General features: G+C 60.9%; 9 protein-coding genes. 3 read left to right on the forward strand and 6 right to left on the reverse strand.

All coding sequences use genetic code 11. From position 1 onward, the window contains the following. Positions 1-174: 174 nt before the first annotated feature. The 6 genes from hmsP to bcsR form a co-directional block, all read right to left on the reverse strand. Positions 175-2,181 carry a biofilm formation regulator HmsP gene (gene hmsP / locus ACNY69_RS17425; protein WP_111139443.1) on the reverse strand — a complete coding sequence of 669 codons (2,007 nt, stop codon included), beginning with the start codon at positions 2,179-2,181 and terminating at the stop codon, positions 175-177. 115 nt (positions 2,182-2,296) lie between these two features. Beyond that, positions 2,297-5,764 (reverse strand): cellulose synthase complex outer membrane protein BcsC, encoded by a 3,468-nt coding sequence (bcsC, locus tag ACNY69_RS17430; protein WP_293770648.1) that lies wholly within the window; start codon positions 5,762-5,764, stop codon positions 2,297-2,299. After that, a complete protein-coding gene (gene bcsB / locus ACNY69_RS17435) occupies positions 5,757-8,048 on the reverse strand; it encodes a cellulose biosynthesis cyclic di-GMP-binding regulatory protein BcsB (RefSeq protein ID WP_418799345.1) in 2,292 nt (763 codons plus the stop codon). The genes bcsC and bcsB overlap by 8 nt, the downstream gene beginning before the upstream one ends. A gap of 22 nt (positions 8,049-8,070) precedes the next feature. After that, positions 8,071-10,653, reverse strand: a complete 2,583-nt coding sequence (gene bcsA, locus ACNY69_RS17440) for a UDP-forming cellulose synthase catalytic subunit (RefSeq protein ID WP_111139440.1) — start codon at positions 10,651-10,653, stop codon at positions 8,071-8,073. Further along, positions 10,650-11,369, reverse strand: coding sequence for a cellulose biosynthesis protein BcsQ (gene bcsQ / locus ACNY69_RS17445; RefSeq protein WP_418799347.1), 720 nt, complete (start codon positions 11,367-11,369; stop codon positions 10,650-10,652). The genes bcsA and bcsQ overlap by 4 nt, the downstream gene beginning before the upstream one ends. Further along, positions 11,369-11,566: a cellulose biosynthesis protein BcsR gene (gene bcsR, locus ACNY69_RS17450; protein ID WP_111139438.1), complete on the reverse strand. Its 198-nt coding sequence runs from the start codon at positions 11,564-11,566 to the stop codon at positions 11,369-11,371. The genes bcsQ and bcsR overlap by 1 nt, the downstream gene beginning before the upstream one ends. A gap of 192 nt (positions 11,567-11,758) precedes the next feature. On the opposite strand from bcsR, the gene bcsE reads away from it, so the two are divergent. Genes bcsE through bcsG form a run of 3 tightly spaced genes read left to right on the forward strand, consistent with a single transcriptional unit; the run spans position 11,759 to position 15,142 of the window. Further along, on the forward strand, positions 11,759-13,297 hold the full coding sequence (gene bcsE, locus ACNY69_RS17455; protein WP_111139437.1) for a cellulose biosynthesis protein BcsE: 1,539 nt from the start codon (positions 11,759-11,761) through the stop codon (positions 13,295-13,297). After that, complete coding sequence (gene bcsF, locus ACNY69_RS17460) at positions 13,294-13,491, forward strand: cellulose biosynthesis protein BcsF (RefSeq protein WP_111139436.1); 198 nt, start codon at positions 13,294-13,296, stop codon at positions 13,489-13,491. The genes bcsE and bcsF overlap by 4 nt, the downstream gene beginning before the upstream one ends. Next, positions 13,481-15,142 (forward strand): cellulose biosynthesis protein BcsG, encoded by a 1,662-nt coding sequence (gene bcsG / locus ACNY69_RS17465; protein ID WP_111139435.1) that lies wholly within the window; start codon positions 13,481-13,483, stop codon positions 15,140-15,142. Before bcsF ends, bcsG begins: the two co-directional genes overlap by 11 nt. The last annotated feature ends 30 nt before the right edge of the window (positions 15,143-15,172 follow it).

The following is a 15,172-nucleotide window of genomic DNA, read 5'->3' on the forward strand; positions in this document are numbered from 1 at the left end:
GACTGCCGGGCAACAGAGGTGGCGCCTGACAGTAACCCGAAAATAACACTCTGTTTACGTGATTAATACAGGGTGACAAAGCCCCAGGAAACCCTGGGGTCGTATTTCTGAACTGAAACGCTTCAGCAAGGGGTTTTGTAACTAAAATTCTCGCAAAATCAATGAATCAGGCCGTTATTGCGCCGGTGAGGATTTTTCAATCCAGAGCGCGTTAAAGCGGCTGACCGGCAGGGCTTCCGCGTAAAAATAGCCCTGTCCGATGGCGATACCGCGTGCCAGCAGCCAGTCACGCTGCTCGGCGGTTTCCACGCCTTCGGCAATGACCTCAAGATGAATAATCTCGGCAATGGCCGCTACGATGCAGACCATCGTGTCATCATCCGGCAGCGCCGCCACGAAGCTGCGGTCCATCTTCAGCTTATTAACAGGCAACGCTTTCAGCTGATGCAGATAGTTAAGGTTGGAATAGCCCATACCGAAATCGTCCAGGGCTACCGCCACCCCGGTCTGCTGCAGCATACGCAGCATCGACATCGACTGCTGCGCATCTTCCAGCTGCGCCGTTTCTGTCACTTCCAGGACCAGCGTGCCGGGAGCAATACGGTGACGCGCCAGCAGCGACTGCAGATGAGAGACCACAGCGGTATCCCGCAGCTGCACCGCAGAGATATTGACGCTCAGCGGCAGCATGATGCCCTGTCGCTGCCAGCCTGCCAGAATGCGGCACGCCTCTTCAAATACCCAGCGGCCAATCGCGCTGATCACCCCAATCTCTTCGGCGCTGGCGATAAACTCTTCGCTCAGGCCGTAGCTGCCATCCGGCTGGCGCATCCGCAGCAGCGCCTCCGCGCCGGTTAAGGTGCCGGTACGCATATCAACCTGAGGCTGCAGATAGAGGGCGAACTGCTCATCGTGCAGCCCCTGCAGAATGTCATGCTCCTGGGTCAGGCGCTTCTGCGCGCGTTCGGTCAGCGCAGCGTCGAAGAACAGGATCTGATTTTTGCCCTGATGGCGGGCCGACATCATCGCCGAGGTGGCGCGATCGAGCAGCTCATTCGCGCTCAGCGGCTGATCGTCGCGCAGCGCCAGGCCGATGCTGACGTTGGGACGCAGCTGCAGCTGATGCAGATTGACCGGCTGATTCAGGCGGATCATCAGATTGCGGGCCAGACGCAGCGCACGGAACGGATTACTGGCGCGCTTCATCAACAGGACAAAATCGCTGACGCCGGTCTGCGCCAGCAGGGTATGGTCATCCAGCGTATGGCGGATCTTCTCCACCAGCGTCAGCATCAGGGTATCGCGCTGCTCGTCGCTCAGGACGCCGTTGGCTTCCTGCAGGGTTTCGATGCGGATCACCATCAGGCCCAGCGACCGTTCAGGATTGCACATAAACTGCTCGACCAGCGCCAGAAACAGCGTGCGGTTGGGCAGATCGGTGACGGCAAAATGGGTGGTCAGCCGGCTCATCTCATCGTGTATCGACTCCAGCACCTGCTGATTGCGGTTGTAACTGCGGATCAGCATGCCGATTTCGTCATCGCGGTGGCTCGGCGGCAGGGCGAGTTTATGCGTCAGAATCGACTGCGGGGGCAGCTCCTGCAGCTCGCGCGCGAGATTACGCAGCGGATGCACCACCAGGCGATTGATACACCAGCTGATCGACACCGACAGGATCAGCGCCAGCAGCAGATAGGTGATAATCATGGTCGAGAGCGTACTGAGGATAAACTGGTAGACGCGCGTGGAGTTCGCCTGCAGCACCAGGTAAGCCAGCGGTTTCGGCATGCCGGTATTCTCTACCGAGTAGAGCGGCAGGGTGATCTGCACCGGCAGTTCAAACAGCCGGGCCACCAGCCGCGGCACCGGTTTTTCCGTCTCGAAGTCGGCGTGCAGCGCCTGAAACGCATTCGGCAGCACCACATCGGCACGCGATAAAATCCCGGCCGGTTTCAGGGAGTGAAGAATGCGTTCGGCCTGCGGGATATCCGCGCGCAGCACCGCTTCCGACAGCGGCTGACGAACAGTATGGGCGATGTTCTCCATCTGCTGGGCGTAGTCAATCCTGCGCTGCTGCACAAAATGAAACAGTTGGATGACGATAAAGATACTGATGGCAATAACCGCAACCAGCGAAACTGTCGCCATCTGCTTTATCGTAAGTGACCGGCTTACGCGCAAAAATTCTCTCCCGAGGATGAAAAAGCCCAGATAGCAGACAGGTGAATGCGGGTCAGTATATCCCATAAACTGACTTTTTTACCGTCTGAAAAGTCCGGCTTTTTCCCGGCCGGGATTATTTAAAATCCGCGTAAGGGATCAGGGGCTGCGGCGGCATATCAAGATCCCCTTCCCAGCCTCCGGCCGCGTAGCGCACATAGATCAGGCCGTGGCTCGGCGTGTAATCCTTCGCCTGCTGGATGTCGACACCCGCGCCGATAAACCAGTCTGACGTCAGCCGCCGCTCCACGACCGCCTGCAGCGTATAGCCGACACCGCCGCCGGTGCTGCTGGCAGACGAGGGATTGCTGGCCAGAGCGAAGCCCGGATTGACCGGATAACGCTGCTGCGCATGGGTGGCGGAATGCGACCAGGAGAGTGAGCCGCCAAGATCAAACGACCAGTTCTCCGTTCGCTGCCGCCAGGTCACCGGCACAGAAAACGAGAGATACTGCTGCGGGCTGTAGTAGCCGCCCTGACCGAACGTGTAGTCGCTGAGATCCTTCTGATAGTGCCAGAGCATCGTGTTCAGTCCGACGGTGGCGCGGCGGTTATCGCTGTTGATCAGTTTGTAGTAGTAGCCCCCCATCAGGCGCTCGCGGCTGTTATCGGCGACGTTTTTGCCGCTGATCTGATGCGCGCTGATGTCACCCCAGACGCCGTGCGCGCCGCCCTGATCGTAACTCAGTCCGATACTGCCGCCGGTGGCCACCACGCCGCCCCAGCGTTTGCCGCCGCTGGCGGCCAGATCGCGCGTGCCGGCATAGGCCAGCAGTGAGCTGGTGATGGGCCGGCGTGAGGCAGTCAGCGTCACACCGAGATCGCGGATATCCGTTTTCCAGCTCAGGCCGCCGGTCCAGTTCGTGACCTCAAAACCCAGCGGCGTGGTGCCCAGGTCGGCCGACCAGACACCATTGTGCCAGCCTGCGCCCAGCGCCGTGCCGCTGTCGCGCTGGTGCGTCGGACCACGACATCCACCCGAACTGGCGTCGTCGCAGCTGCCAAAGCGTTCATCGATGCTGCCGTTGCGGGTGGCAAAAGTGCCGGCAGAGAGGTCCACCCGATCCACGCGCAGAAAGCCGCGCCCGTCGGCCAGCGGGCGCTCTGCCTGCAGCATCGTGGTGTGTGCCGTGAAATCTGAGATGCCGCCGGTGCCGCTGTTGCGTGAGTAGTCCTGCTGCAGCGTCAGCGTGGTCTGCTGCTGACGATAGAGATCGGCGGTGTCGCTGCGAAGGCCGCGCTCCAGCCACGTATCCCGGGGATCGTTGCGCGTGGCGCGACTGAGGTTGCCCCCACTATTAATACCGCTGGCCGTCATCGCCTCACGATAATCTGCCAGCGCCTGTTCGGGCTGCTGCTGAGCGCGTTCCAGCCGGGCCGCATCCCGGAACAGCAGCGCCTTAGCCTGGGAAGGTGGCAGCGACGCGGCACGCTGTTTCAGCCCGGCGAACAGCTCAGCGGCCCGCGCGGTCTCGCCCACTGCCTGCCACGCCAGCGCAACGCGGCGCGCCACATTCAGCCCCGGCGCTGCCGGCCGCAGCTGCGCCAGCGCCTGGCGTGCCTCAGCGTTGCGCTGCAGGGCAACCAGCGCCTCGATGCGTCCCAGCGCCGCATCACCATCCTCCGGCTGGCGCGACAGCACCTGCTGATAGCCCGTCAGCGCCTGTTGTGCGTCACCGCGCGCCAGCGCCCAGTCGGCCAGCGTCAGATCGCGTCGGCCGGAAACCGGCTGCTGTTCAAGCAGCGCGATGGCCGCCTGTTCATTGCCTGCGGCCCGCAGCCTGTCGGCCTGGGCAAAGATCTGGTTCTGCTTCAGGCGTTCAGCGAGCTGGCGCATATCACCGCTCCACTGCGACCCGGGCAGGCGCTGGAGCGTAGCCAGTGCCGTGCGCTCATCGTCGTTGCCTGAGAACCAGAGCGCGGTGGCGTAAAGCGCAGTGGGATCCTGCGGATGCTGCTGTGCCACGGCGCGCATGACCGCATTTGCCTGCTGCACGTCACCGCGATTGCGCAGCGCGCCAGCCAGCCGATAGCTGAGCCAGACATCATCCGGCGCCAGCGCCAGCGCCTCGCGATATTTTTCCGCCGCCTGCGGCCAGCGGGCCTGCTGCGCCAGGGTGTCGGCCTCCGCACGCAGGCTGTCGCTGCGCAGTGCGCGCAGCGTGTCGGCCAGAGCCCGCTGCTGCGCGGCCGGTAGTGAATTGATAAACGCCATTTCGCGGGCGGGTGAAACGGCCTGATAGAGTGCCGCCAGCCGACGTACCGCGGTAATGTTCGAGCCGTCCAGCTGGCGCGCACGCTGCCAGAGCTGCTCAGCACCGGCGCTGTTGTTGCGCGCCATCGCCACATCACCCAGCCCAATCAGGGCATAGCTGTCGCTGCTGTCGAACGTCTGAGCCGTGCGATAGTGCTGCTCGGCACTCTTAATATCGTGCTGCGCCAGCGCCTTATCGCCCTGCTCTATCGCCAGCCAGTAGCGGTTGGTCTGCAGCAGCGACTGCCATTTGCCGACCAGCGTACTCTGCTGACCCGCTTTAATGGCACGCTCCAGCCACAGAATGGCGACAGCGCGATGGCCCGCGCGGGCCTGCGTCTGCCCCATCGCGCCCATCAGTTCGGCATCATCAGGATTTGCCTTCAGCGCGCGATTCAGGGTGCTCATCGCCTGATTCACGTTGCCTGCTTCCACCAGCGCCAGCGCCCGCATCCGTTCACGGTAGGCGGGATCGGCCAGGGTCTTCTGCTGCCTGCTCAGCGCCTCCATGCCCTGCTGATGCGCATCGCCATCGGTGAACACCGCCAGATACGCTTTCAGCTGCGCCACGCTGCTGTCACTGATCGTCTGATCGTTGATGTGCTGCAGCCAGAGGTCAGCCGCGGCATCGCGGCCGCCGCTGCTCTCCGCCAGCCGCTTCAGCTGCGCGGTAGCCAGCTCCGGCTGCTGGCGATCAAATGCCATGCGGGCAATCTGCAATCCGACCCCGACATTGCCGGGATAACGCTGCTCCAGCTGCTGCAGCTGCTGCCAGGCCCGATCCTGCTGTCCGGGCAGTCGCGCCAGCAGCCGCCAGTACTCCAGCGCGATGTTCGGGTCGGGGAATACCCCGCTGAACAGCGCATCATAGGCATCTTTCGCCTCCGCCAGACGGCCCGAGGTGGCCAGCAGTCGTGCCTGCTGCAACTGCTGCCGTCCGTCAGGAGACATCATGCGCAGTCCTGCTGCCGACTCACGCGCTGCCGCCGAGCCGGGCGCCTGCCGGTTGAGCTGATCCAGCAGCGTCTGCGCCGCCGTGAGATCGCCCTGATGCAGCGCCAGCCGCAGACGCGCCGCCAGCACCTGAGGGTTATCCGGGTCTATCTTCTCCAGACGGTAGAGCGACTGCTGCACCAGCTCATATTTATTGGTTGATTCACCAATACGTACCTGGGTCAGCAGCCAGTCGACCGGTGAAACCTGAGGCCCGGCGACCGGCGCAGCCTGTCCCGACAGCGCACCCAGCACGCCGATCAGGACACCTGCCCGCAGCAGAGGCGCCTTATTCATCTTCATCGTCAAGCAGGCGGCGGTGCGCGACAAGACGCATCAGACGCCAGACCAGCAGGGCGAACAGCACCACAACCAGCACGGCGCACAGCGCCAGCCAGAACGGATGGTTCGCAAGCGTGGCCCAGAGCCGTTCCCACCACGGCAGATGGCCCACAAAGTAGGTCTCTCCCACGCGAAGGCTGTTGACGCCCGATTCGCGGATAATTGCGGTGGAGCCGGAGATCGCGCTGCGCTTGCCGCTGTCTTCCAGAGCTTCATCAAGCAGCTGCCAGCTTCGCGGACTGCCATCGGCCAGCAGCGCCACCACACTGCGCTGATCGTAGAAAGGAGACTGGAAACCGATTACGGTCGCCAGCGGCCCTCGGGAACCTATCGCGGTACGGCTTTCTGCCGTTCGTTCCGCCGCGCTGAGCGACTGCGTCTGCTGAGCGGTCTGGCGCACCGGTTTTTTCAGCCAGCTGGCGGTAGCCTTCACCAGCGCGCTGATCCGCTGGTCATCCTGAAGATCGGCAGGGATGCCGCCGATCATCAGCAGATCCGCATCCTGTTTTTTCGCGCTGCTCCAGTCATCGGTGAGCTGCACGCGCAGCGCCGGATAGCCGGTCTGCGCGCCGATATTACCCAGCGCGTTCAGCAGCGTGCTGACCTGCTGTGCATCCGGATCGGGCTGAACCAGCACCAGCGTCTGAGAGAGATCGGCCAGGCGGCTGAAGGGGAAACCGGCATTGGCCCAGGTCTGCAGCGACGGCATTTCGATGTAGTGGCGATAGCCGGAGAAGTCGATGCTGGAACTCTCATCCAGCACCACATGATGGCCGACCGGTGTGACGGTTTCACAGCGGCCGTCAGCCGTGCCGCCGACAAAGGTGTTGGCATAGTCAAAATCGAAGCGCAGCTGATTGACCACACCCAGACGTAACGCGGGGATGCGCAGTTCACGATTCTTATCCAGCATGCCCTGAATCAGCGGAATATGCAGCAGCTGCTGCCCGGCAGTATTTTTAGGCATCAGCGGGTAGTCCTGAATAAACTGGTTATTCAGGTTCACGGCCAGCCGCGAGCCATCCTGCTGGGGCGGCGAGGTGTAGCGATAGCTCAGATCCATATCAATTCCGCGCGCCCGCACCAGGAAGAGATCGGGCGGCAGATTCAGCGTCAGGCTGATCGGATTGGGCTGCAGACCGTCAGACTGCAGCTGGTTCTCATACTGCGACAGCTCGGCAAAGGTAGTGCGGCGATCGGTGCGCACCCAGTTGGGCGCATCGTAGGGCTGACGCGGGGCCAGTTGCGTAACCTGATCGATGGTGGAGGTATCACCGCGCAACAGCAACTCACCCTGTGCAATCCCCTGCACCGCCGTCAGCAGGTCATCGTCATTGCGTCCCAGGATCAGCAGCATCTTCTCATAGGGATTGTCAGGCTGACTGATTATCTCTACGGTCGGTTTCATCACCGGAGGCAGATCTTTCAGGAACGTCGGGCGGGTATCGTTGGTGGCAAAGACCACCGCATGTTGCTGCTGAGGCAACTGATCGTAGAGCACCGGAAAACGCTGTCCACGCCAGGCGGCCTTGCTGCCGAACCAGGAGGCAAGGATGGCGGCGGCACGCTGCTGCTTAATGTCCGGTTCGGCGGCAAACACCATCGGCAGCATTAATGGCCGCTTATCACGCGCGTCAAAGAAAGGCTCGGGGAAGTGGGAGAGATCGTTTTTCAGCGGCAGCTTCTGCAGCGTCAGATCCAGTCCGCTCTCTTTACCTATATCGAGCCAGATGGTGCTGTTAGCCGGATTTTCGCAGATGTTTGCGTAGTGCCCCACCAGCTCAAAGCGCAGGCGGTTAAAGTCGCTGATAAACCGGGGATCGATCGCCAGCTGCATCTGATTCTCTTTGCCCATCTGCTCCGGCGTCAGGGTAATCAGGCTCACCAGCTCATCATTGAGGTAGACTTTCAGCTGCGACAGCGTGGGCAGCAGCGCGGGCGACGGGCGGAAGCTGAGGTTGAGCAGCGCACGCGTCACCACCTCATCACTGCGCACCCCGAATTCGATCTGGCCAGTGCTGCGCGTCCCGCTCAGCGTCATGCTGCCTGGCGGCGGCGCCAGCGTCACAAAATTTAGCTGACTGCTGCGCAGCGGCGCACCCGCCTCCGGCGGCATCGTTTGCTGCGCGGGTTCCGCAGCGGCAGTGACCGGCGCCGTCTCCTGCGCCAGTGCGCAGCTTAGTGTTGCGGAGCCCAGCAGCAGCGCAGCGACCCACCTGTTTACTTTCGTTGTCGTCATATCATCAACTCAATGCAGAATTTTAAGCAGGCGCGCGACCGATGCCCTGCGGCAACAGCGAAGCCAGCCAGCTTACCCCAGCGGTAAGCAGGTTAAACAACCGACGTAACTGCGGCGGACCATATTCCGCCAGGCGCAGATACCCTTTGAAGCCGAGAATCGTAATATCGGCCAGGCTCTGCACCGGTTTATCCTCAGGAAAACCGTCCTGCCACAGCGCCCAGGTATCGGCGCGGGCGAAGGTGCACTGGATAAAATCGATATGCTGGCGGGTAGTCAGGGCGTCGAGACGCACGCCTGCCCGCAGGCCAAAGACGCGCTGCACCCTGCAGGGGAAACTGAACTCCTGCTGGCCGCGGCGCAGCAGCAACCAGACCTTCTCATCCTCCAGCAGCGCATCCGGCTCACGCAGTTCCAGGCCGACCCCGCCATCCGAATAGTCACGCAGCGTGCAGGGCAGCATGTGGCCGTTTTCGCGCGAAATCGCCGCAGGCATTGCAATTTCTACCCGATGCGCTTCGCGGATCTGTCGGGCTTCTACCGACACCGCCACCGCGCCCCCCAGAATCACCATGTTGTAGATCACCCAGACCAGGCTGACCCACACCGTTAACACTTCATTGGCCGGGCCGTGCTGCAGCCGCCAGAAGGCCATCACCACGCCCGCCAGATTGAGCAGAACCAGCATCATATAAGGGCGGGTGATCACCCAGTCCAGATGCCGCTTCTCGACCAGTCCGCCCTTGGCGGTCACGTTGAATTTGCCCTTGTGCGGGTTGATCAGCGCGACGGTTGTCGGCAGGGCGATATACCACGCCAGCACCGTCTCGTAGACTTCGCTCCAGAACGAGTGTCGCCAGCGTCCCTGAATGCGCGAGTTGGTCAGGCTGGTGTGCAGCATATGCGGCAGCACATAGACGGCGATCGCCAGCGCGGGTGCATAGATGATGTAGGCATGACAGAGCAGAAACGCCAGCGGCGCCAGCAGGAACACCAGCCGCGGGATCCCGGAAAGAAAGTGGAGCATGGCATTGGCATAACAGAGGCGCTGCACCCACTTCAGCCCTTTGCCGAACAGTGGATTATCAAGACGGAAAATCTGCACCATGCCGCGCGCCCAGCGGATACGCTGGCCGATATGGGCTGACAGGCTCTCTGTCGCCAGCCCGGCCGCCTGGGGAATGCGGATGTAGGCGGAGGTGTAACCGAGGCGATGCAGGCGCAGCGAGGTATGCGCATCTTCTGTCACGGTCTCAACGGCGATACCGCCAATCTTCTCCAGCGCGTCACGGCGCAGAATGGCGCAGGAGCCGCAGAAAAAGGTGGCATCCCAGGTGTCGTTGCCATCCTGAACCAGCCCGTAAAACAGCGAGCCCTCATTTGGCGTGCGGCGAAAACGCCCCAGGTTGCGCTCAAACGGATCGGGTGAGAAAAAGTGATGCGGCGTCTGCAGCATCGCCAGTCGGGGATCTTTGATAAACCAGCCCATCGTCATCTGCAGAAAGGCGCGCGTCGGCACATGGTCGCAGTCAAAGATCGCCACGAAGTCGCTGCGGCAGTGCGTTTTCAGCGCGTGATTGATGTTGCCCGCCTTGGCGTGTGCATTATCCGGCCGGACCACATAGTGAATGCCAATGCTTTCGGCAAACTCACGAAATTCCGGGCGCTTACCGTCGTCGAGCAGATAGATGTTCAGGCGATCTTTCGGCCAGTCGACACCCAGCGCGGCGTAGAGCGTCGGCCTGACCACGCTCAGCGGTTCGTTGTAGGTGGGCACCAGCAGGTCCACCGAGGGCCATGTCGCGCGGTCGTCTGGCATCGACACCGGCTGCCGGTTAAGCGGCCACAGGGTCTGGAAATAGCCCAGCACCAGCACCACCCAGGCGTAGGTTTCTGCGGCAATCAGCAGCAGGCCCAGTACCAGGCTCACCGGATCGTCCCAGTTCAGCGTCGAGGTATAGCGCCACCAGAGATAACGGCAGGATACGGTCAGCGACAGCACAATCAGCATCATGGTGGATAAACGGCCGGGTACCCGCCTTATGCCCATCGCCAGCGCCCAGAGCAGCAGCACAAAGATAAACTGCGTCGTCAGATCGAAGGGCTGGCTGATGCAGAGCAGCGCCAGCAGCGAGGCGAAGAGCCCCATCCCGATAAAAAGCGCATAACGCAGCAGCGGCGGAAGACGCTTCAGCCGCTGTTCGGCGCGCGCACCGAGCGGGTTCGATTCGGCTCGTTTTGCGCGCCGTTCCAGCCAGCGGTAGACCTGCTGCCGCCAGCGAATCAGCGCAGCGAAGCCATTTGCCCGGCGGCGGGGCGCCTCTGCTGGCAGGACAATCACCAGCCAGAGCGTCTGAATCAGATAGCGCAGAAAATCGAGCGGCCGGGGGCGCTCTGGCGAAATATGCGGATAGAGACGGCGGCGCTGCCGGAGAATGCGCTGCCAGCCGGGTGTTTCGACGCGGAACAGCATCACCACCAGCCCGCACCAGAACAGATTAAAGGCGCTGGCGAAGCGCGAGGCGCCATGACGACGTGCGTCCGCATAGCGCCGTTGTACCCCCTGCCAGGCCGGGGCGGTCAGCAGCCAGCGTAACGGGTTCACGCGTGGTTCCCCTTCAGATGCAGCAGCAGCCAGTTAGCCAGGGTGGAGATCTCTTCGCTGACCAGCGCATGTGGCCGATATTCCCCGACCGGCTGCTTCATCATCAGGGCTTCGGCCAGCGCCTCATCGCGGTGGATCAGCAGCGGGATCAGCGGATTCAGCGATGCCATCCAGAGCTGATGCAGATCCTGCTGCAGGCGGCTGTTGGCATTAAACTGATTAATCAGAAACCGGGTCATTGCAGGAAACCGTCGCTGGCTCAGACGCAGATGGCAGTTGGCGTCCGGCGTGGTAATGCAGAGCAGACCATCCAGCTGCGGGAGAAGTCCCTCGTGCCACGGCGCGCTGTCGGCAGGCAGGTCGAAAAGAATCCAGCCGTAACGCCTGCGCAGCGCCGGAAGTGCGTCGAGAAGCGGCGCGGCGACAGACCTGTCCTGTGCCGGGTCAGAGGAGGAAAGCAGACCATACGGCAGCAGGTCTGGTCCCTGCGGGTAGCGCTGCGCACACTGCTGCCAGTCACCGCCGTCACACAGCGCCTGCATCCAGCCCTGCGTAACCTGTACGGGCAGATTAAAGTGCGCACCCAGCTGACTGACCGGCGAACCATCAATCAGCAGAACCCGCTCGCCCAGCGCGGTCAGCGCCCAGCCGAGAGCCGCGCAGAGCGAGGTGGTGCCGACGCCGCCCCGGATGCCCTGAAGCGCAATCTGCGGCATCAGCGGGTGGCCCCCGGCAGCGCAGACAGGGTTTCCGATAAAAGCGGCCAGCGAGCCACAATCTCTTTCAGCCGCTCTTCACGCGCAATATCGACATAACGAAACGCATGCAGAGAAAAAGCGTCGCGCAGCGCGCTGATATCATCCTGAGGTTCATGCTGAGCGGCGGCCAGCGTATAAACATTTGGGTTTTTCATTATTTCTCGCCACGAATAAAATGTCTGCAACAGGACAGTTACATTTGCCCTCAATCTGGAAAGTGGTTTCCAGAATCGGTACGATGGCCGGAAAGGGTAAATGATCGGTAATCAGTTATTTTTAATTAGTCAGGTTACAACCTATGCTGTCTATAATAAACTAGCCGGGGCTGGAAAAATAACGAATTCAATATGAAAAATTCTTTTTCGCTGGGGCTGCAACAGGTTCAGCCCGAAGTGTCGGCATTGCAAACGCCTGGCTGTTACTGGGTAAGCTGCACACGCCCGCAGGACGCCCATACTTTTATTCGTCAGGTTATATCGCATCAGCAGTCTGTCACACTCATTAGTGCCGGCCAGCCGCCTCAGGCGCTGCTGACGCCGGATCCTGTGGGTGGCCCCGATCGTATCCCGCTGTTTTCATTACCCGAAAATAAAAAAAGCCTGCTGCAGCTGGAGCGGGATTTTGCCCGCACGCTGGGCAGTAAAAATGGGCTGATAATCTTTAGCAGCTCGGCTGCGCAGTGGGATAAGTTAAATGCAGCGGAATTAAGCGACTGGATAATGCGCATGCGCAGGCTGCTGCATAAAAGAAAGATGACGCTTCTCATTGTCACGTCCGGAATCACGCAATTTAATCAGAGTAACAATCTGCAGCGTTATTTTCGTTATATGGACGGCTTGGCTTATTTAACCTTTCAGCAGGGTGGCTGGCAATATCAAATAAGCTGGTGGTACGCCGGTGAACGACTGCTGGCCGATCGCACGCTGCGTCTGGGCTGTGAAGATGAACATTTCTTTGCGTTAAAAGAAACGCTGGAACCACTGAGCCTGAATGATGAACAGCATTATCTGGCCGATAAAAGCGTGCTTGAAGGCGCACCACCGCTTTCACGTCAGTGGCGGCTGTTTGAAGATAATCAGCAGGTATGGGAAGAGGCACAGCAGGCTAATGCCGCCACCGTTATTTTCAGTCTGACGCACAGCGAACAGATCCGCGAACTGGCAAAAATGGTGCACAGTCTGCGCCGCGCCCGGGGCAACGGGCTGAAGATCGTGGTGCGTGAGATGGGCGTCAGCCTGCGTTACAGCGATGAGCGTCTGCTGCAGGCGTGCGGTGTGAACAGCATCGTGCCTACAACGGCCGCGATGTCGCAGTTCCTTACTCTGCTGGAAGGGATTCAGGGGCAGCGGTTCAGCCGTCTGGTGCCCGCCAGTCTGGACGCGCTGATCGCCTCGCTGCAGCCGCTGCATGAAAAGGGCTATCTGCCTCCTGAGGCATTCTGTCAGGCGGTCGGCCAGCTTATCAGTAATCCGCTGCTGCCGGAAAATGACAAAGGTCTGCTGGTCGCCCTGCGCCCGGTGCCGCAGCTTAGCCCGCAGCAAATCCTGACGCTCTGCAAGCCGCGTCGCTTTGGGGACCTGGTCACGGTGCTGGAGGATCGCGTTATCCTGTTTCTCTCCTCCTGCCGCTATAACGACCTGGATAAAGCCCTGACATTTATCTTTTCACTGCCGCACGACGAACTCTTTGCCAACCGGATTATCTGGTTTGAGGATAACCAGATTCAGGCCGAGATCGGCAATATCAAAAAAAGGAGACCGGTGGCGCTGCAGGCGCTGTCAGCGGAGACCGGACCGGCGCGCGACGCCCTCCCACGGCCCGCAGAAAAGCCTGAACGCGCGACACCGCAGCCCATTACTTTACTGCCGGAGAATGAGCCCCGATGAACCTGATGGACTGGGTACAGATTGCCCTGCTGGCGACAGGGATCGTGTTGCTTCTGAAACCGGTGTGGCAGCAGTGGCTGCCGCGTCGCTGGTATGGTCTGCTGAATCGCCTGTTACCTGCTCGTGCGCTGAAGTCTGAAGGGCACTGGCAGCGTCACTCTTCAAAAACGGATGCAAAAGTTAATGAAAAATGATCAACCCACTGCGGGTCATGCCGCCCGGCTGTGGTCCGGCTGGCGTGGATTAGGCGGCTGGAACTTCTACTTTTTAGTCAAGTTCGCTCTGCTGTGGTACGGCTATCTCAATTTTCACGCCCTGAGCAACCTGGTGTTTCTGGCCTGGCTGCTTTTCCCGCTGCCGTCGGTGCGTCTACATCGCCTGCGTCACTGGGTTTCCATTCCGATGGGTTTCGGGCTGTTCTGGCATGATACCTGGCTGCCCGGCATCAACAGCATTCTCAGTCAGGGCGATCAACTGATGGGATTCTCCGTTGATTATCTGCTCGATCTGGCTGACCGTTTCATTAACTGGCAGATGCTGGGGGCGCTGTTTGTGCTGCTGGTGCTCTACCTGTTTATCTCTCCGTGGATCCGCCTTACCGTGCTGGTGTCACTGATGCTGATCTGGCTCAACGTGCTGACTATCGCGGGTCCGGCGATGTCGCTGCTGCCGACACGCGCTGCCACGCCGCAGGTTGTCCTGAATCAGACGCCCGCCGCAACCCCGGCAGCAGCCGTACCGGATGGGCTCGATCAGTCGGCCGCGCCCACCAGCGCCAGCCTGACCGCCTGGCTCAGCCGTTTTTATGAGAGTGAGCGCAAGCGCGTCACCCACTTCCCGGAGAGCCTGCCAGCGGATTCACAGCCGTTCGACATCCTGGTGATCAACATCTGTTCGCTCGCCTGGTCCGATATGGATGCGGTCCAGCTGCGCAATCATCCACTGTGGCAGCACTTCGACATCATGCTGACCAACTACAACTCGGCCACCAGCTACAGCGGCCCGGCGGGGATTCGCCTGCTGCGCGCCAGCTGCGGTCAGACCTCGCACAGCGATCTCTACAAACCGGCCGATGCGCGCTGCTATCTGTTCGACAACCTGGCGAAGCTGGGCTTCAAAGAGCAGCTGATGATGGACCACACCGGCGTGTTTGGTAACTATCTCAAGGAGCTGCGCGAATCGGGCGACATTCAGGCTCCGCTAATGTCGCAGGCGGGCATCGCGCCAGAGCTGACCTCCTTCGACAGCTCACCGGTGTTTAATGATGCTCAGCTGATGCAGCGCTGGCTCGACGATCGTAATAAGAGCAGCGATGCGCGCAGCGCCACCTTCTACAACCTGATCCCGTTGCATGACGGCACCCGCGACCTCGGCAGCACCAAAACCGCTCCGTGGAAGCCGCGTGCGCAACAGCTGTTTGATCAGATCGATACCTTCCTCACCCAGCTGGAGAAGTCCGGCCGTCGGGTGATGGTTCTGGTGGTGCCGGAGCATGGCGCAGCACTGCAGGGCGATAAAATGCAGATGTCAGGCCTGCGCGATATTCCCAGCCCTGGCATTACGCATGTGCCGGTGGGGATTAAGTTTGTCGGTATGAAGGCGCCTCATCAGGGACAGCCGCTCAACATTGATACCCCGACCAGCCTGCTGGCGATCTCGGAACTGGTGTCGCGCGTGGTAGATGGGCAGGTCTTTAATGCGCCAAATGTGAATATGTCAGTGCTGGCGGATAAGCTGCCACAGACGCCGGTGGTGTCGGAAAACGACGGTGCGGTGGTGATGATGTATCAGGGTAAGCCCTGGATCCGGCTTAACGGTGGCGACTGGGTGCCCTATCCGGAGTAAGCCGTCAGCGGCGGGTCGGCGCTGTTAAGC

The sequence above is a fragment of the Pantoea graminicola genome, assembly GCF_048452665.1.
Classification (GTDB): domain Bacteria; phylum Pseudomonadota; class Gammaproteobacteria; order Enterobacterales; family Enterobacteriaceae; genus Pantoea.

What these genes read in the sequence shown, in the direction of transcription:
- bcsC (WP_293770648.1), bottom strand. Translation starts at nt 5,764, where the DNA reads ATGAATAAGGCGCCTCTGCTGCGGGCAGGTGTCCTGATCGGCGTGCTG.
- bcsB (WP_418799345.1), bottom strand. Translation starts at nt 8,048, where the DNA reads ATGACGACAACGAAAGTAAACAGGTGGGTCGCTGCGCTGCTGCTGGGC.
- bcsQ (WP_418799347.1), bottom strand. Translation starts at nt 11,369, where the DNA reads ATGCCGCAGATTGCGCTTCAGGGCATCCGGGGCGGCGTCGGCACCACC.
- bcsR (WP_111139438.1), bottom strand. Translation starts at nt 11,566, where the DNA reads ATGAAAAACCCAAATGTTTATACGCTGGCCGCCGCTCAGCATGAACCT.
- bcsE (WP_111139437.1), top strand. Translation starts at nt 11,759, where the DNA reads ATGAAAAATTCTTTTTCGCTGGGGCTGCAACAGGTTCAGCCCGAAGTG.
- bcsF (WP_111139436.1), top strand. Translation starts at nt 13,294, where the DNA reads ATGAACCTGATGGACTGGGTACAGATTGCCCTGCTGGCGACAGGGATC.
- bcsG (WP_111139435.1), top strand. Translation starts at nt 13,481, where the DNA reads ATGAAAAATGATCAACCCACTGCGGGTCATGCCGCCCGGCTGTGGTCC.